This is a genomic window from Thalassolituus marinus (assembly GCF_020320395.1).
GTDB classification, from domain to species: domain Bacteria; phylum Pseudomonadota; class Gammaproteobacteria; order Pseudomonadales; family Oceanobacteraceae; genus Venatoribacter; species Venatoribacter marinus.
The window spans coordinates 19,909-38,117 of the sequence record NZ_JAEDAH010000078.1; the positions used below are offsets into that span (position 1 = coordinate 19,909).

At 54.3% G+C, this 18,209-nt stretch carries 11 protein-coding genes; 5 read left to right on the plus strand and 6 right to left on the minus strand.

Features of this window, described 5'->3' with window-relative positions:
* Positions 1 to 52: 52 nt before the first annotated feature.
* The 4 genes from I9W95_RS12520 (at position 53) to I9W95_RS12535 (ending at position 6,123) form a co-directional block, all read left to right on the plus strand.
* Complete coding sequence (locus I9W95_RS12520) at positions 53 to 1,375, plus strand: cell division protein ZipA (protein ID WP_225675387.1); 1,323 nt, start codon at positions 53 to 55, stop codon at positions 1,373 to 1,375.
* Positions 1,376 to 1,425: 50 nt separating this feature from the next.
* On the plus strand, positions 1,426 to 3,534 hold the full coding sequence (gene ligA, locus I9W95_RS12525; RefSeq protein ID WP_225675389.1) for an NAD-dependent DNA ligase LigA: 2,109 nt from the start codon (positions 1,426 to 1,428) through the stop codon (positions 3,532 to 3,534).
* A gap of 24 nt (positions 3,535 to 3,558) precedes the next feature.
* Positions 3,559 to 4,218, plus strand: coding sequence for a transglycosylase SLT domain-containing protein (locus I9W95_RS12530; protein WP_225675391.1), 660 nt, complete (start codon positions 3,559 to 3,561; stop codon positions 4,216 to 4,218).
* A 120-nt stretch (positions 4,219 to 4,338) separates the two neighbouring features.
* A complete protein-coding gene (locus I9W95_RS12535; protein ID WP_225675393.1) occupies positions 4,339 to 6,123 on the plus strand; it encodes a PAS domain S-box protein in 1,785 nt (594 codons plus the stop codon).
* On the opposite strand, the gene I9W95_RS12540 is transcribed toward I9W95_RS12535, so the two are convergent.
* The 6 genes from I9W95_RS12540 to I9W95_RS12565 are packed head-to-tail and all read right to left on the minus strand — an operon-like array spanning position 6,111 to position 13,103.
* Positions 6,111 to 7,784: a BatD family protein gene (locus I9W95_RS12540; RefSeq protein ID WP_225675395.1), complete on the minus strand. Its 1,674-nt coding sequence runs from the start codon at positions 7,782 to 7,784 to the stop codon at positions 6,111 to 6,113. The two genes, I9W95_RS12535 and I9W95_RS12540, sit on opposite strands and share 13 nt — an antisense overlap.
* Complete coding sequence (locus I9W95_RS12545) at positions 7,778 to 9,706, minus strand: vWA domain-containing protein (RefSeq protein WP_225675397.1); 1,929 nt, start codon at positions 9,704 to 9,706, stop codon at positions 7,778 to 7,780. Before I9W95_RS12545 ends, I9W95_RS12540 begins: the two co-directional genes overlap by 7 nt.
* Entirely contained in the window at positions 9,706 to 10,725 is a 1,020-nt protein-coding gene (locus I9W95_RS12550) for a vWA domain-containing protein (RefSeq protein WP_225675399.1), read from the minus strand. The genes I9W95_RS12545 and I9W95_RS12550 overlap by 1 nt, the downstream gene beginning before the upstream one ends.
* Positions 10,718 to 11,209, minus strand: a complete 492-nt coding sequence (locus I9W95_RS12555) for a DUF4381 domain-containing protein (protein ID WP_225675401.1) — start codon at positions 11,207 to 11,209, stop codon at positions 10,718 to 10,720. Before I9W95_RS12555 ends, I9W95_RS12550 begins: the two co-directional genes overlap by 8 nt.
* Positions 11,206 to 12,126 carry a DUF58 domain-containing protein gene (locus I9W95_RS12560; protein ID WP_225675403.1) on the minus strand — a complete coding sequence of 307 codons (921 nt, stop codon included), beginning with the start codon at positions 12,124 to 12,126 and terminating at the stop codon, positions 11,206 to 11,208. Before I9W95_RS12560 ends, I9W95_RS12555 begins: the two co-directional genes overlap by 4 nt.
* Positions 12,127 to 12,143: 17 nt before the next feature.
* On the minus strand, positions 12,144 to 13,103 hold the full coding sequence (locus tag I9W95_RS12565; RefSeq protein WP_225675405.1) for an AAA family ATPase: 960 nt from the start codon (positions 13,101 to 13,103) through the stop codon (positions 12,144 to 12,146).
* A gap of 240 nt (positions 13,104 to 13,343) precedes the next feature.
* Here I9W95_RS12565 and I9W95_RS12570 point away from each other — a divergent pair, with 240 nt between their 5' ends.
* On the plus strand, positions 13,344 to 18,185 hold the full coding sequence (locus I9W95_RS12570; protein ID WP_225675407.1) for an NAD-glutamate dehydrogenase: 4,842 nt from the start codon (positions 13,344 to 13,346) through the stop codon (positions 18,183 to 18,185).
* Positions 18,186 to 18,209: the final 24 nt, after the last annotated feature.

Genomic DNA, 18,209 nt, shown 5'->3' on the forward strand with positions numbered 1-18,209 from the left:
TCGAGTGGTTTTCCGGTACTGAAATAGAGAGTTAAACGAGGTTTATTAAGCGATGGAATGGAGCTGGCGCACCGTCCTCATTCTGATTGGTCTGATTGCCATGGCCGCTATCCTGCTGGATGGCGTTCGTCGCATGCGTCGAGCCCGGGCTGAAGCCTTACGGCTGGATGTCAGTAACGACTTCAGATTTCCGGAAGAAGGTCATAACCCTGAACTGCCTGGCGGTGGTTTCCGTGTCGTGGGTGATCGGGAATCGTTCCCGCAAGACGACCATGTCGTGGATGAAGACGTGGTTGAAGCCTTTATTCAGCCAGAACCTCTGGTGAAGGAAGAATCTGAACCACAATCAGAGGATGAAGCTGTTGCAGAAACTGTGGCCAGCGATCTGCACTTTTCTGCCAGAGACGATGACGACTACAGCGAACAGGCACCGGTTATTCCATGGGAAGATGATATCGGTCCTGCACGGGTCGTCAGCCCGGAGCGCGTTAACGATACGTTGCAAGAGACACCGGCAGAAAAAATCCATGATCTGGATATTCCACAGTCACCACTGATTCCTAAGGCTCTTCCGGTCAATCTTGATGAAGAAGTTCCGGTGTTGCTGGATGTTGAAGAGCTGGGCGAGGAAGAGCCTGCGCCAGTCTATGCAACGGCAGAAGAGCGTGGCGGAGTGGAACCGGTTGAAACTGTCTCTGAAGAGATTATGGAAACGGTCGGGGCGGATGTTGCGGATCAGGAGGACGATTTGCTCTTGTCTGACGAGGATCAGAATAGTGAGCAACCGTCGTACCATACTGAGTACCCCGCCGATGATTCCGGTGATCCTCACCTGGAGCGCGAAGTAGAAGATATCCCGGACAACCTGGTGACTCAGCCGGTTAACTTTGCCGACCCTGCTGCGGAATCACTGGATGATCGACCGGCGGCAGAGCTGGTGCTGGAAATTCACTGTATCGCTCATGACCCTGTCGGTTTTGCCGGCAAGGATATTCTGTTTCTGTTTAACAGCTGTGATTTACGGTTTGGCGAGAAACAGATTTTCCATCGCTTTGAAGAAGCAGATGGTAAAGGCACTATCCAGTTTTCGGTCGCCCAGAGTTACGAGCCTGGCATCTTTGTGCCGGCAGCGATGGCCCAGCAGCACTTCCGCGGACTGAGCTTTTTCCTCAGTCTGCCGGGTGCGAAAAAGCCGATGGAAGCCTATGAGGCAATGAGTGAAATGGCGCTGGTGGTTGCGCGTAAATTACGTGCGGATCTTTACGATTCCGCTCGCAGTGCACTGACACCGCAAACCATTGAACATGATCGCCAGCAAATTATGGAATACGAACGTCGCCAGAAACTGGCGCAGAAAAAACAGGCACGCCGTTGACGGCTGCCTGCCCGATGAGACCTGCACATTAAGGTCGTCAGGAAACAGGTATGAACGAACAAAATGATCTTTTTTCAGAGGAGCCAACGGGCTCCTCTGTTACTTCTGAAAGCAGTAACTCTCAGGAAGCTGCACAACAGCGAATTACAGAATTACGCGCTGAAATTAACCAGCACAATCATCGCTACTATGTGATGGACGAACCTTCAATTCCGGATGCCGAGTACGATCGCCTGATGCGCGAACTGCAGGCGCTGGAAACAGAATATCCTGAGCTGATCACAGCAGATTCTCCTACTCAGCGAGTAGGAGCGCAGCCGCTGAAAGAATTTGATCAGGTAGTGCACGAAATTCAGATGCTATCCCTCGATAACGCAATGAATGCCGAAGAATTTGCGGCGTTTTATCAGCGTCTGCAAGAGCGATTGAAAACGGCAGACGAGGTTGAACTGGCGTGTGAACCCAAGCTGGATGGTCTGGCTGTCAGTCTGCTGTACGAATCCGGATTACTGGTGCGTGCTGCAACCCGCGGCGATGGCCAGACGGGTGAGGACATTACCCAGAACGTGCGCACCATTAAAAACGTACCGCTGCGTTTACAGGGTGATGCTGTACCGGCCCGTATCGAAATTCGTGGCGAAGTGTATATGCCGCGCGCAGGATTCGAGGCCTACAACGATAAGGCACGCGCTAACGACGAAAAAGTATTTGCCAATCCGAGAAATGCCGCGGCAGGTTCTTTGCGCCAGCTGGACCCGAAAATTACCGCTAAGCGTCCATTGGAATTCTGTGCTTACAGCATCGGTGTTGCCAGTGAAGATGCACAATTAGCCGATACCCATAGTGGCATTCTTCAGCAGGTTAAAGGGTGGGGCATTCGCATCAATGAAGAAATGCAGGTTGTGCAGGGCCTGCAGGCTGCTCAGGCATTTTTCGAACAGCTTGGTGAAAAACGTAACGGGCTTGCGTACGAAATTGACGGCACAGTATTTAAAGTTAACAACCTTGCTCTGCAGCAGCAGTTAGGATTTGTTGCCCGTGCCCCACGATGGGCGATTGCCTATAAATTCCCGGCGGTTGAGGAAATGACGCAACTGCTGGATGTCGATTTTCAGGTGGGACGTACCGGTGCGTTAACCCCGGTTGCACGACTCAATCCTGTGCATGTGGCGGGTGTCACCGTGTCTAACGCTACGCTGCATAACATGGATGAAGTCAGCCGTCTGGGCGTAAAAATCGGTGACACCGTGGTTATTCGCCGCGCTGGTGATGTGATTCCGCAGGTGGTGTCGGTGGTTGCCGAAAAGCGTCCGGCCGATGCCCGCGATATTGAAATGCCTGACCACTGCCCGGTGTGTGATTCGCTGATAGAAAAGGTGGAGGGCGAAGCGGTCGCTCGTTGTACCGGTGGTCTGGTGTGCTCGGCGCAGCGCAAAGAAGCGATTAAACACTTTGCCTCGCGCAAGGCGCTGGACGTCGAAGGATTGGGCGATAAGTTAATCGATCAGCTGGTGGATGCCGGACTGATCGATTCCGTCGATGATTTGTTCCATCTGACGCTGGAGCAGTTATCGGGCCTTGAACGTATGGCAGAAAAATCAGCGCAGAATGTTCTCGATGCGCTGGAAAAAGCTAAGAAGACAACATTGGGGCGTTTCCTCTACGCACTGGGCATCCGTGAAGTGGGCACAGTGACGGCTAATCAACTGGCGTCACACTTTGGTTTCCTTGAACGTATTGAAAAGGCCACTACCGAACAGCTGATTGAAGTACCCGATGTAGGTGCCATCGTAGCTGCTCACGTTCACAACTTCTTTGCCGAGCCCCATAACCTGACGGTGATTGAGCAGCTGCGTCTGGCTGGCGTGAACTGGGAGGAGAAAGAACCGGTTCAGGCTGACGATCTGCCGTTGTCAGGGCAAACGGCGGTGATCACCGGCACACTGACCCAAAGTGGCATGAGCCGCGATGATGCAAAGGCACTGCTGGAGCAGCTCGGCGTTAAGGTCGCTGGTAGTGTTTCTGCAAAGACCAGTTTCCTGGTGGCAGGTGAAAAGGCGGGCTCCAAGCTGACCAAAGCTCAGTCGCTGGGTGTTGAGGTTCTGGATGAGGCCGCGTTTCTGGCGCTGTTGAATGAGCATGGGATTACTCCGGCCTGAGCCGGGTGGAGAGGATCAGGGCGGATGATAAAAGCCATAAAAACAGCGCTCGTAGTCATGGTGTTCGCCGTTCTGGCAGGGTGTTCAACGCCCCAGCCGAAGAACATCAACAATGTGTGTGAGATTTACGACGAATACTATGACTGGTACAACGCATCCAAAGCGGTACGTAAAAAGTATGGTATTCCGGAGTCGGTTACCATGGCCTTTATTCATCAGGAATCGAAGTTTATCGACGATAATCGCCCACCAAGAAAATGGTACCTGTGGATTATCCCCGGCCCGCGTCCTTCAACAGCGTATGGCTACGCCCAGGCACTGGATTCAACCTGGGAAGAGTACATGCGCAGTACCGGGCAATGGGGAGCAGACCGCGATGATTTCGAGGATGCCGTCGATTTTATTGGCTGGTACAACGCGCGCACGATAAAACGCACGGGAATCCGGCCACACGATGCTTACAGTATGTACCTCGCCTACCACGAAGGTGCGGGGGGCTATCTGCGTGGAACCTATAAGAAGAAGCAGTGGCTGAAGGATGTTGCGCGTAAAGTTGAACGTCGTGCAGCAAGCTATCAGCGTCAGTTAGTGGGCTGTCAGGAGAATCTGGACAGCAACTGGTTCTGGCGTAGTCTGTTTGGCAGCCATCAGGGCCCACAAACACCACATACATTTCGCGGATAATCTTTCAGGCACGACGTTTACTAACTGCTAACATTATTAGCATGTACCAGTCGGTCAGGATGTAAGACCGGGTTGTGGATATCGGTGCGGGAATTCTCCCGCCTTCACAGAGAGTAATTCATGGAAGTTTGGGGCTGGCTGCTGCTGGGAGCAGTGGTGGTTGTTGCAGTGGGCCTGGCATACAGTGCAGGCCGCAAGCGTACGGGCGTTGATGCGGTTCGGGACATGCTGTTTGAGCTGAGTCCGGATCCGATGCTACTGGTTGATACCCGTGGCCTGATTCGCCAGGCAAACCATGCCGCTCATCAGCTGCTGGGCTATGAGCCGGGCAGTATGGTTGGCAAGCCGGTTGAGATTCTGGTGCCGGAAAACACCCGCTCACAGCATCATCATCTTATTTCTCTGTTTTTTTCTACCATCGGCGAGCGCCGTATGAGTAATCGCATCTGGGTGAATGATGCTCAGGGCATGAAGCTCAATGCCGAAATTCATCTGTCGTTAGTCGACCTGGCTGGTAAGCCCATGGCCCTGGCGACCATTCGTGACACCAGTGCGCTTTGGAAAGAAGAGCGCAAATTACGCGAGCAGCGCAAAGCCTACGATGAGTTGTTTGAGTTATCGGCAGTGGGTATCTGTACCGTCAGTCTGGGGGGGCGCTTTCTCAGGGTTAATCGCCATTTATGTGAAATGCTGGGATACAGCCGCGAAGAGCTGCTGGAACTGTGCTTTCAGGATATAACCCATGGCGATGACCTTGGGCTGGATATCGATAACGTCAATGCTCTGCTGCAGGGAAAAGCGTCGTCCTACAGCATAGAAAAACGCTATCACCGTTCTGACAGCAGTGAGGTCTGGGCAAATCTGACAGTGACGCTTATCCGCGATGAGCAGGATTTTCCGGATTACTTTATTTCCGTGATTGAAGATATCGGTGATCGTAAGCAATCGGAAAACCTGCTGCAGCAATCGGAGACCAAGTTCCGCACCATTGCTGAGACGATTCAGGGTGTGGTGTGGATGTCGACACCGGGCATTGATCGTATGTTGTTTATCAACCCGGCCTACGAGGATATCTGGGGAAGCAGCTGTGAATCCTTGTATCATTCGCCGCAAAGCTTCATCGAAGGTATTCATCCGGATGACCGCGCTCATGTGATCAGCGAGATCGAAGCTCACAAGCACGGCCACTGGGAAGTCCGTTACCGGGTAGTTAACCCGAAGCGCGGCACTCGTTACATTTATGATACTGGTAAAGGGGTGCGCAATGAGGAGGGCGATCTGGAATATGTGATTGGGCTGGCGACTGACGTTACCGATAACGTTCAGGCGCAGATTAATCTGGAAGATGCGCTGGTTAAGGAAAAAGAAGCCACAGAGCGACTTAATCAACTGGTCCGCACCGACCCTCTGACAGGCTGCCTGAACCGTCAGGCACTGTATGAAGAGCTGGAAAATCAGCTGGCGCTTTATAACCGTTACAAGACACCAAGCTCGATTCTGTTTATCGATCTGAACGACTTTAAGGAAATTAACGATACCTACGGTCATATTGCCGGCGACGAAGCGCTGCGGGCTCTTGCTCAGCATATCAGTATCCACATTCGCTCGACGGATATACTGGCTCGTTACGCTGGTGATGAGTTTGTGGTGATTCTGCCGCAGAGCAATGTTCGCGAGGCGTCACTGGCGATGCGTAATTTACGTAACAATGTTCTGAGTTATTCCGCAGACGGCAAACGCTTTGATGTGCACTTCAGTGTCGGGCTGGCCTACGTTGGCTATCCGGATGTGAAAGATGCCGCCAGCTGGCTGGAAGTCGCAGACCAGGCAATGTATCTGGATAAAGCGACGTCTTCCGGTAAACGCCGCAAACGATCAGAGACAGACGACGATCAGGCTGGATAAAGCCGGTCAGAGGTCTGCAGATCTGATTTCTTTACTGGCTTGTGTTTTTTCAGCAGAGCAGGAAGTGCACTGCCATTCCAGGCGGAATTCCCACTGGCTGAAAACAGGGTGGCATCCAGTTGCTGCAATGCCAGGCGCAGTTCCGGTGCGTCGTAGCAGTGCATCATCTGCACGGCGCTGCTGACCGGTGTTGCTGCCAGTGGGCCAGCGTTAGCCCAGGCCAGCAGCGCAGTATGTGCCCGGGCTGCATCGGATGTCTTACAGGCCTCGTTCAGTTCTTTCCAGTATTGTCCCACTGAATTTTTCTCTGCGGTGTTTACCGCTGTCACTTCGCCATGGCTTCGGCGCCGCCATAACGCCAGCACAAGCACCACCAGAATGACATTAGTGAGCAAGGATGCAGCCGCTACCATCATCCACAGGCCTGAACCGGTTTGTACCTTGTTGAACGTATCTACTGGTGTGTCACTCAGGTTTGCTGTGGCTATCGGGGCAGACTCGCTGCCATCGGACAGCGACACTTTCGCCGCTTTTACATCCAGAGTACGTGCTGGTACGCGTACGTACTCTGTTTTACCACTGCTGGTATTGAACCAGGCGAGGCTGAGTTCCGGCAGTACAATACGTCCACTGCGGGTGGGCACAATGGCTACCGACTGTTCCGAGGTGCCATGCACACCATCGAGATCGACACTCTGTTGTTGTTGCGTCTGATCCGGGTAGTAGCGGATGCCATCGATCACCGGCATCGCAATGGCGGGCAGTTGGCTGCCCGGCAGTCCATCAGCATTCAGCGTCAGCGTACGGGTTACCGGCTCACCTTCACGCCACTGCTCCGGCGGAGTGCTGAAGGTTTCGCTCAGAGTGACCTTACGCGCTGGCAGCCAGGGCGATTGCGGATAACTGGCCGGAATTGGTTCGATGTTGAGGCGTAACGGCTGGCTGACAGCAGAAGCCTGGCGACCACGACTCCAGCGGTCATAGGGATTCACCACACTGGCATTAAAACGTGCGCCGGGAATCACCAGCTCACCGCTGACTTCCGGGTAAATCGCATAATTGCGTTCATAAACACCAAACCGTACGCCATCAATCACCGTGGTGTAGCGCTGAATTTCACCCAGCGGTTCAACCCGGGCATCGGTGACCTCAAAGTCGGACAGGGTGGCATTGTCGTGGTTAACGCTGTAATACAGCTTTTCGGTGTACAGAATTTCGCCCTGAACGTAGTAGTGATCCTGCTGCTGTACGCGGGTATCGAAGAAGAACTGTTTTTGCTGCTGCGCTTTGATGTCATCTGATAATGCCACCACACTCAGCTGGATAGGGTCTGTTGCTTCGCCATCAAAGCGAATTGCAGGGATCGTCAGCTGGCCGGTTCGGCGGGGTGTCAGCGTCAGTACCCATTCAGTAAACGACTCAGTATTGCCATTTACTGAACGGAACTGATTAGAACGCTGCTGATTGAGGACCTGAAAGTCTTTCTGCAGTGGCGTCAGGTCTGGTGAACCGAAGCCGACCTGTTCGCCATAGCGCAGACTGAGGGTTAGGGTATCGCCCTCGGATACCTGTTTACGGTCAATGGTGGCAACGAAATCGGCGGCCAGCACCTGCAACGACAACAGGGCGGCGAGCACACCTGTCAGCAGTGGCTTTACCATAAAACATCCTCGCTAGACTGATCGTTATTCTGACGATACTGATATAAGAATTTGCGTTGCAGCAGATTGCCGGGCTCATCTGGCACCCGGTTGAGCCATTGCTGCATGGCTTCCTGTTCTTCGCGACTCAGGCTTGAGCTGTTTTGTTGCATCGCGCGCTGAGCACTCTCCGCCTGCTGATCACCTTCACTGTCTTCATCGGACTGACTGGCGGCCGCATCCTGTTCGGACTTATCGTCGTTTTCAGCGGCGCCGTTTTCATTAGCGCTGGCTGCTTTGTCAGCCGGCTCTTCCGTGTCGTCCTGCTCAGCCGACCTTTGCTTACCCTGTTGTTCAGCGTCTTGTTGGGCGTTGTCCTGCTTGCTGCTCTGAGCGTCTTGCTGTGCCGAATCCTTATTTTGCTGGCCATCGGCAGACTGACTGTTCTGGTCATCACCTTGCTGACTTTGGCCTTGTTGATTCTGATCCTGTTGCTGGCCTTGCTGCTGGTCTTGCTGATCAGAGTCGCCGCTCTGTGAATCCTGCTGATTTTGCTGCTGTTCCTGCTGCTTCAGCGCCTGACGCACACGCTCAAGATTCTCCTGTGCCTGCGGGAAGTCGGGCTGTTGCTGCAGCGCTTTCTGGTAGCTGGCTTCAGCGTCCTGTAACTGACCGTTCATTGCCTGAGCATTGCCGAGGTTGTACAGGTTTTCAGGGCTTTCCGGCAGTGTCGACCAATGTTCCAGTGCTTGCTGGTAATTGCCGCTGCGATAAGCGGCTGATCCTGCCCAGGCCGGATCGTGAAACGTTCTGGCAGCAGTCTCCGGGTCGCTTTCAAACAGCGCCTGGCCTTTCTGGTCCGGGGTTTGCCACAGATCCTGCCATTCCACGGCGTAGCTGTTATCACTGAAGGTCAGCGGAATAGCCAGCACAAATGCCAGTACCACGCCGCGGCGGAACAGCAACAGCGCGAGGGGTAGTAACAGCAGAATCAGCCAATAGCCCTGATCAGACCACTGATCAAACTGGCGTAAGGTCAGGTCATCTTCTGTTGCCGGGCGCAGATCAGGATCAAGCAGTGCCTGCCAGTCGCTGTCGTCCAGCGTCAGCGTACGCCAGTCGATACCCAGTGTGGAATTCAGAGCCCGGATCGGTCCCAGATCCAGTTGCGGCAACACAATGGTGCCGCTGCCGTCGCGCAGGAAACCGGAGCCCGGTAACGGTACCGGCGCGCCTTCTGCAGTACCCAGAGCAATAACGGACAGATGGCTGCGCGCGGGATCGAGTGCTTTGCGAATACGGTCTGTGTCCTTGTTCTGCAAGCCATCAGTGATCAGCAGCAGTTCTGCTTTGTTCACTCCGGCGGCAGCTGACAGTTGCTGTGCCAGTTCAATAGCTTTGTCCGGGCGGCTGCCCGGAGCCGGCATGATAAACGGCGACAGGGCAGGCAACAGGTTCTCGATGGTTTTGTGGTCATCGGTCAGGGGGGTTACCGTGTGGGCGTCACCGGCGTAAACGATTAACGCGGTCTGACCATCGCGGCGGGCGCGGATAATATCGGTAATTTTTTGCGTTGCGCGTACATAGCGGCTGGGTTTCAGATCCTGTGCGCCCATCGACAACGACATATCCAGCAGTATCAGCAGCGCATCCTGATTTTTATGAACCGGTTGCGGGATTTTCTCCCAGGTCGGGCCAGCCAGTGCCAGTGCCGTTGCCAATGCGGCGATGACCATCAACGCGCGCCATAGCGGTGATGTCCGACGGCTGGTCGGCGCTGAACTGTCGTCCATTAAGTAGGGCAGCAGCTGCGGGTCGATCACCTTTTGCCAGTCGCCCGCAGCGGCAGAGGCCGGGCGTAGCAGCCAGATCATGGCCAGTGCCGGCACAATAGCCAGTAACCACAGCGGACGGATGAAATGAAAGTCTGTCAGCCATTCCATCAGTGTTTGCCTCCCAGCAGCGAAGATCGCAGGTTGATATCTGGCAGGGTCTGCCACAGTGCCAGCAGCAGAGCGAATATCAGCGCTGCCAGTAGCGGCCACTGATACAGATTCTGCTGCGGGCGGTAAATTTCGGGGTCTTTTTCGGTTGGCTCCAGCTCATCAATTAAGGCATAGATCTGCTGCAGCTCTTTGACATCGCGGGCGCGGAAGAAGGTGCCGCCTGTGCTCTGGGCGATGGTGCGCAAAGCATTCTCGTCGAGATCGCGGCTTGGGTTAACCGTGCGCGAGCCAAAGAAACTCGGTACTTCCATACGGTCGGCACCGAGGCCGATGGTGTAAATTTTTACCTTATAGGATGCCGCCAGCTCGGCTGCTTTCAGCGGGTCTATTTCGCCAGCAGTATTGGCGCCGTCGGTGAGCAGGATGACGACGCGGCTTTCTTCATCGTTTTCCTGCAGGCGTTTGATGGTGAGGCCAATGGCATCACCGATGGCTGTGCGCTTACCGGCCAGGCCAATCTGAGCTTCGTTCATCAGCGTCTGTACGGTGCGGGTATCGAAAGTCAGCGGTGATTGCAGATAGGCTTCATCGCCGAACAGCACCAGACCGAGGCGGTCGCCCTGACGGCGTGGAATAAAATCGTTGAGCACGTGCTTAACCACGCTGAGGCGGTTAACCGACTGGTTATTCAGCACCATATCGGCGGTTTTCATACTCTCCGACAGGTCAATTGCCAGCATCAGATCACGGCCGCTGAGTGGCATTTCCACCACTTCCCCCATTTCATAGGGGCGGGCACAGGCACACACCAGGGCAATCCACATGGCCAGCAACAACAGGCTACTGAACCAGTTTACCGATGAGGTCGGCGCGGCTGCACTTTGCTCGGCGGGAAAGTCGTCCAGCGAAGGGACCCGTAAACTGCTCATGGAGCGCTTCAGTTCCGGCAGCAGCCAGCGCACAAGCCAGGGCAGTGGCAACAGCAGAAAGGCCCATGGCCAGTGAAATTCAGGCATGGTTTCCTCCGTTAAGCCGATCGCTTTGTTTAAGCCAGCGTTGCGCTGCATTGCATAACGAACGGCTGGCGTCACTGTCTGTCTGTGGAATGTCGGCGAGGTAGGCACCGCGGGCCAGCCACTGTGTGTGCTGGTCACTGAATACGTCGGCGCGGCTGCGCAGGAAATCTACCCAGGCCTGACCATGCAGGGCAACGGCGGCAGGCTGGCGCTTAAGGCAGTAGGTTTTCAGTACTTCGTTCAGAGCCGCGCACAAAGCAGGTGACATATTCTGCTCTGCCAGAGCGTCAATGGCGGCCAGTGCCTGGCGCAGCGGTTGACGCTGTTGCTTAATACGCTGGCGCCAGCGCACCAGCGCGTAAATGATAATCGGGGTGATGACCGCCAGTGCAATCAGCAGCCACCAGCCCGGAGCCAGTGGCCAGATGCCGATGGCTTCGGGCAACAGAATGTCGTTGAGCGATAGCTGAGGTGCCGGATTCATCGTTTACCTCCGATACCCAGGCCCTGACGCAGCAGCGGTAACGGATCCGCATTGTCGGTGCTCAGTTCCAGCAACGGGACACGCAGGCGATTCATCTGCTGTTTAAGCTGATCGCGGCGCTGTAACCAGTTCTGCCGGTAGCGCTCTCGGTTAGTGCTATCGGCGCTGTTGAGTATGCGTGTCTGCTCGCCCTGGCGGATGCTGTAGCGCCCGGGAGGCGGCAGCTCGGCTTCCATCGGGTCGGACAGGCGAATACACACAAGATCGCTGTGCTGAGTGATCTGATAAAGCTGGCGCTCGCAGTTGTCGTCAAAGCCATGGAAATCACTGATAAAGTAAACCGCACTGCCGGGACGGACGACGCGACGCAGGTGGCGGCACATCTGTGCCATGCGATCGGCGGCGGCGGGCTGCTGTGGGCGTGGTTCACTCAGTGAGTTAAGTATCTGCAGCACCTGCTTACGCCCGGGTTTGGGCCGCAGGTCGGTTTCCTGGTCGTTGCTGAACAGCAGGGCGCCGATACGATCACCATGGGCCAGAGCCGACCAGGCAAATAAGGCGGTGAGGTCGGCGGCCAGCACATGTTTGAACACTCGCTGAGTGCCAAACTGCATATGCGAACGCAGATCGCAGATCAGAATCACCGGACGTTCTTTTTCTTCGCGAAATACCTTGATATGGGCATCGCCGGTGCGTGCGGTGACGCGCCAGTCCATGCTGCGAATATCGTCGCCGGGCTGGTAGGCGCGCACCTCGGCGTAATCAATACCGCGACCACGAATGGCGGAGGTATGGCCGCCAGCCAGATCGTTAAGCACTTTTTTCTGTTTCTGCAGTGGCAGAAACGGGGCCAGTGAACGCAAGCCAACCAGTTGCTGGGCGCGTATTTCTGCCCCCAGAGAAAAAACCGATTCCATCCGTTTTTCCGTCGTCATCAGATTACCGGAACACGCTGCAGCAGCTCGTTAATAACCTTGTTCACGGTCATGCCCGAGGCTTCGGCCTCAAAACTGAGCAGCAGGCGATGACGCAGAACATCGTGGGCCACGGCCTGGACATCTTCCGGACTGACATAATCACGTCCGTTAATCCAGGCGTGGGCGCGGGCACAGCGGTCAAGAGCGATGGTGCCGCGAGGGCTACAGCCGTATTCAATCCAGCCAGCCAGATCCTTGCCATAATTTTCCGGGCGCCGGCTGGCCATGATCAGCTGCACAATATACTGTTCAACGGCTTCACTCATATGCAGCGACAGAACCTGTGAGCGTGCTGCAAACACCTGCTCCTGAGTCAGTTGCATGGCAGCTTGCTGCTGCGTATTCAGCGCTTCACCACGAGCCAGGCGCAGAATCTGTAACTCGGCATCGGCGGCCGGGTAATCAATCACCACATGCATCAGAAAGCGATCAAGCTGTGCTTCCGGTAGCGGGTAGGTGCCTTCCTGTTCAATCGGGTTCTGGGTTGCCATCACCATAAACATCGGTGGCAGCTTGCGGGTCACTCCCCCCACAGTAACCTGACGCTCAGCCATGGCTTCCAGCAGAGCACTTTGTACCTTGGCCGGAGCGCGGTTGATTTCGTCGGCCAGAATCAGGTTATGGAAAATAGGACCTGCCTGGAAATCGAACGACTGTTCCTGCGGACGGTAGATTTCAGTACCGGTAATGTCGCCCGGTAACAGGTCGGGGGTGAACTGTACGCGCTTGAAATCGCCTTCAATACGCTGCGCCAGTGCATTAATCGCTTTGGTTTTTGCCAGGCCGGGGGCGCCCTCAACCAGCAGGTGGCCATCGCTGAGCAGACAGATCAGCAAGCGCTCAACCAGATGTGGCTGACCAATGATCTGCTCCTGCAGTGAGCTTTTCAGGCGCGCAAAACCTTCTTGTACTGTCATAGTTCCGTCTTTCCAGAGCATTGATTTAACAGGGATTTTATTGACCTCACGGGTAAGGTCAATGGTCAGACGGACTGTGTCGGTTAAAGTTCCGTGGCTGGCTGCTTTTGTCTCAGGGTTCACTTTGATTGGCACAACAGGGCGTTGCGGCGCTGAAATGGCGAAGATTTGATCCGTTCGGGTTAACAAATGTCGGGAATGTTCTAAGCTGAAAGCAATTGCCAGAAGATGGATTTTGCTATGTTGACCGCCCTGAAAGCCCTGATTGCTGATCGAAATGAGCCGGTTCAGGCTGACGTATTACAACGTTTTGCCAGTCTGTATTTTTCCGGAGCACCGGAAGAGGAGTTAATGGCACGTGCCGTTGAAGATCTCTACGGTGCCACTATTTCCTGCTGGCAGTTCATTCAGCAGCGTAAAGCTGGGCAAGCCAAGGTACGGGTATTTAACCCCGACTACGAAAATCATGGCTGGCAGTCGATGCATACTGTGGTTGAGATTGTTTGTGAGGATATGCCGTTTCTGGTCGATTCGGTGCGGATGCAGCTGAACAGCAGCCAGTTGTCACTGCATTCTATTCACTACTGTGTTCTGCATGCTACCAGAGATAAAAAGGGTGCTCTCAAGACCGACGAGGACTGGACCCTGGCGGCGAAGGGCAGCCGTTCTGAAGCCATTCTGTATGTTGAATTTGATCACCATTCCGACCCGCAGGTATTGACCGGGCTGGAGCAGGATCTCCTCAGTGTCCTGGCTGAGGTGGATGCCTGTGTTGAAGATTTTCCGACTATGATCGCCAAGGCGGAAGAATGTGCGAAAGCACTGGCGAAAGCGTCTGATGCCTCCAGAAAAGCGGATTACAAAGAGGCACGGGAGTTCATTCTGTGGCTGCTGAATAACCACTTCACCTTCCTCGCCTGTGATGAATTCCATATTGAACATGACGGCAAGGAACCCTTTGTGGTCCGTGACGCCGAGCACGATCTGGGGTTGTTCCGGCATAACAAGGCCAGCCGCAATCGTCTGAAACTGGCTGACCTTGAAGATGAAGTGCGCGACTTTATCACTAACGGCAATATCGTCAGCTTTATGAAATCCGGCAGTCGCTCAAGGGTTCATCGCCCGGCGTATCCGGACTATGTGGTCGTGAAGTTTTTCGATAAAGACGGGCGCGTCAGTCGTGGGATTCGCTTTATGGGTCTGTATACCTCGATGGTATATATCGAGACACCGAATAATATTCCGTTTGTTCGCGAAAAACTGAATGCGGTGCGCACGCTGGCTGGGTTCGGGCAGGGAACTCATAGTGGTAAAGAGCTGAACCGGATTCTGGAAGTGTATCCGCGCGATGAGCTGTTTCAGTCTTCTGCAGAACAGCTGCAACGCACGGCGGTCAGTATTCTCAATATTCAGGAACGTCGCCAGACACGGGTGTACCTGCGCAAGGATTCCTACAGCAAATTTGTTTCCTGTCTGGTGTATACCCCACGGGATATTTATAACACCGAATTACGTCAGCGGGTTGAAGCAGTACTGCGTGAAGAGTTCGACACACTGGATGTCGAGTTCAACACTTATTTCTCGGAGTCGATTCTGGCCCGCACCCATTTTATGCTGCGTCTGAATCCGGACTCGCCGGTACAGTTTGACGAATCGAAAGTCGCGCGCAAAATTCAGCAGGTGGTGCGCTCCTGGCCGGATGATCTTCAGTCGGCACTGGTCGAACAGGTGGGTGAGGAACTGGGTAATCATCAGTTTCATCGTTACCGTACTGCCTTCCCGGCCGGCTATCGGGAAAATTTCACAGCCCGCACTGCCGTGGCGGATATTCAGCACATGGAACACCTCTGCTCTGAAGAGCCGGGCGAGTTGGCAATGAGTTTTTACCGCGAGCTGGAAGAAGGTGAAAACGAACTGCGTTTTAAACTGTTCAATCGTGATTCTCTGTTACCTCTGTCCGATGTTATTCCAGTGCTGGAAAACCTGGGATTGCGCGTGCTCGGGGAACATCCCTATGAAATTATTCTGGCCGATGGTCAGAGGATCTGGATTCACAATTTCCTGCTGCGCTACACCTTATCTGACAGCATAAATATCGCTGCAGTTAAGAATCTGTTTCAGGATTCTTTTGGCGCCATATGGCACGGTCGGGCAGAAAATGACGGCTTTAACCGTTTAGTGCTGGGTGCAGAGCTGGGCTGGAAAGATATTGCGATACTGCGTGCCTATGCGCGTTACATGAAGCAGATTCGCTTTGGTATTTCCGAATCTTACATAGCTGAAACCCTGTGCCGCTACATTGATGTCAGTGCTCAGCTGGTGGATATGTTCCATCGTCGTTTTGATTTGCGCGACATTAACGCTGAACAACGCAGTGAAGAAGTTGATGCGGCCGAGGAAAAGCTGATTGCTGCGCTGGACCACGTTTACCAGCTGAATGAAGATCGCACTATTCGTCGCTATATCGAATTGATTAAAGCCACTTTGCGCACCAACTTTTTCCAGACTGACGATAAGGGTCAGGATAAGTCATACCTTTCATTCAAACTGAATCCGTCAGCCATTTCTGATATGCCGTTGCCACGGCCTATGTTTGAAATTTTTGTTTATTCTCCGCGAGTGGAGGGTGTACACCTGCGCGGCGGACGTGTAGCCCGTGGTGGTTTGCGCTGGTCAGATCGCAGTGAGGATTTCCGTACAGAAGTGCTGGGGCTGGTCAAAGCACAGCAGGTGAAAAATGCGGTGATTGTTCCAGTTGGTGCAAAAGGTGGTTTTATTGCCAAATGCCTGCCGAAAGACGGCGGTCGTGATGCCTTTATGGCTGAGGGGATTGCCAGTTACCAGACCTTTATCAGTGCCTTGCTGGATGTGACCGATAACCTGGTCGAAGGTGCTGTGGTACCACCGGGAAATGTTGTACGCCATGACGAAGATGATCCGTATCTGGTGGTGGCTGCGGATAAGGGTACGGCAACGTTTTCGGATATTGCCAACGAAATTGCGGTAAATCGTGGATTCTGGATGGGGGACGCTTTCGCATCCGGAGGTTCTGTTGGCTATGACCATAAGAAAATGGGTATTACTGCACGCGGCGCCTGGGTATCCGTGCAACGCCATTTCCGTGAGCATGGCATTAATGTTCAGGAAAGTGATTTCACCGTGGTCGGTATCGGTGATATGGCGGGCGATGTATTTGGTAATGGCATGCTGTTGTCGAAACATATTCGTCTGGTCGCAGCCTTCAATCATATGCATATTTTTATCGATCCTCAGCCAGACGCGGCTTCCAGCTGGGAAGAGCGTAAGCGTTTATTTGAACTGCCACGTTCCAGCTGGGAGGACTACAACAGTAAGCTGATTTCGAAAGGCGGTGGTATTTTCCTGCGCTCGGCCAAGAGTGTCGGCATTTCGCTGGAGATGAAGCAGTGCTTCGGCATTACTGAAGATCGCATGGCGCCTAATGATCTGATCAGCGCCATCCTCAAGGCGCCGGTTGATCTGATCTGGAATGGCGGTATCGGGACCTACATCAAAGCGTCGACTGAACGTAATTCGCAGGTCGGTGACAAAGCCAATGATGGTCTGCGTATTAATGGCCGCGATGTACGCGCGAAGGTGATTGGCGAAGGCGGTAACCTCGGCATGACCCAGCTGGGGCGAATAGAGTACGGTCTTAAAGGCGGAGCGTCTTACACCGACTTTATTGATAACGCCGGTGGTGTAGACTGCTCCGACCATGAAGTGAACATCAAAATCATGCTCAATGATGTGCTCGATAGCGGGGATCTGACCCGCAAGCAGCGCAATGAGATCTTTATGGGACTTACCGATGATGTGGCACGGTTAGTACTGAACAATAATTACCGTCAGACCCAGGCGATTGCACTGGCCTATCGCGATTGTCAGTCGCGCCTGGACGAATACGCGCGTCTGATCCGCGAGTACGAAGGGCAGGGCAAACTGAATCGGGCGCTGGAGTTTCTGCCTGGCGAGGATCTGCTGCTGGAGCGCAAAGCCGCGGACCTGGGCCTCACACGGCCAGAGCTGGCCGTGCTCATTTCGTACACCAAGGCCGATCTGAAAGAGCAGCTGAATCACCCGCAGATTCACGAAGACCCGTACATCGGCCGAATTCTGGAAACGGCGTTCCCGCAGCAGCTCAGTGAGCAGTTTGCTGAGCCGCTGTATCGCCACCGTCTGCGTTCCGAGATTATTGCCACTCAACTGGCCAATGACATGGTCAATTATATGGGCATCACTTTCGTCAATCGTCTGCATGACTCGACCGGTGCAACCATGACCGACATCGCCTGTGCCTATGTGACAGCAAGGGATATTTTCTCACTGGATGAACACTGGCAAGCGGTTACAGCGCTGGATTATCAGATTCCGACCGAGGTACAGGAAGGGATGATGGTCGATTTAATGCGTCTGGTGCGCCGGGCCGCTCGCTGGTTCCTGCGTAACCGCCGCGCCAATATGGATATCGCTGGTGAAGTCAGCCGTTTCCGACCGGCGGTACAGGAAATCGCTGCCAGCCTGGGCAATATGCTGAAGGGCTCAGAGCTGGAGCGCTGGCAGAATGCTTATCAGCAGCGGGTAGATGCCGGGGTCCCGGAAGCACTGGCGGCGTTAACGGCGGGGGCCGGTAACCTGTATGCAGTTTTGGGCATTATTGAGGCTGCTCCGGCAACCGGGCGCTCCGTGGATGAAGTGACAGAAGCGTATTTTGAAATGGGCGAACAGCTTTCACTGAACTGGTTTATGCAGCAGATCAATGTGCTCAACACCAGCAGTCACTGGGAGGCGCTGGCACGGGAAACCATGCGCGATGACCTGGACTGGCAGCAGCGTGCGCTGACGGTTGGCATTCTCAACAGCAAGCAGCAGGGCTGCGATCTGGCTGCGACTATCGACCGCTGGCAGAGTGACCATCAGTTGCTGGTTAATCGCTGGCAGTCGATGCTGAGTGAGCTAAAGGCGGCAGAGACCATTGAGTTTCCTATGGTGTCGGTAGCCTTACGTGAGCTGCTTGATCTTGCACAGGCCAGTCGACACCTGTCGCCTTCTGATCCGCTCTGATACGGACTGGAGAGCCCGCGCTGA

Bases quoted from the DNA above. Each gene is read 5' to 3' on its own strand.
- I9W95_RS12555 (WP_225675401.1), bottom strand. From the start codon at position 11,209: ATGAATCCGGCACCTCAGCTATCGCTCAACGACATTCTGTTGCCCGAA.
- I9W95_RS12550 (WP_225675399.1), bottom strand. From the start codon at position 10,725: ATGCCTGAATTTCACTGGCCATGGGCCTTTCTGCTGTTGCCACTGCCC.
- ligA (WP_225675389.1), top strand. From the start codon at position 1,426: ATGAACGAACAAAATGATCTTTTTTCAGAGGAGCCAACGGGCTCCTCT.
- I9W95_RS12535 (WP_225675393.1), top strand. From the start codon at position 4,339: ATGGAAGTTTGGGGCTGGCTGCTGCTGGGAGCAGTGGTGGTTGTTGCA.
- I9W95_RS12545 (WP_225675397.1), bottom strand. From the start codon at position 9,706: ATGGAATGGCTGACAGACTTTCATTTCATCCGTCCGCTGTGGTTACTG.
- I9W95_RS12520 (WP_225675387.1), top strand. From the start codon at position 53: ATGGAATGGAGCTGGCGCACCGTCCTCATTCTGATTGGTCTGATTGCC.
- I9W95_RS12570 (WP_225675407.1), top strand. From the start codon at position 13,344: ATGTTGACCGCCCTGAAAGCCCTGATTGCTGATCGAAATGAGCCGGTT.
- I9W95_RS12565 (WP_225675405.1), bottom strand. From the start codon at position 13,103: ATGACAGTACAAGAAGGTTTTGCGCGCCTGAAAAGCTCACTGCAGGAG.
- I9W95_RS12530 (WP_225675391.1), top strand. From the start codon at position 3,559: ATGATAAAAGCCATAAAAACAGCGCTCGTAGTCATGGTGTTCGCCGTT.
- I9W95_RS12540 (WP_225675395.1), bottom strand. From the start codon at position 7,784: ATGGTAAAGCCACTGCTGACAGGTGTGCTCGCCGCCCTGTTGTCGTTG.
- I9W95_RS12560 (WP_225675403.1), bottom strand. From the start codon at position 12,126: ATGGAATCGGTTTTTTCTCTGGGGGCAGAAATACGCGCCCAGCAACTG.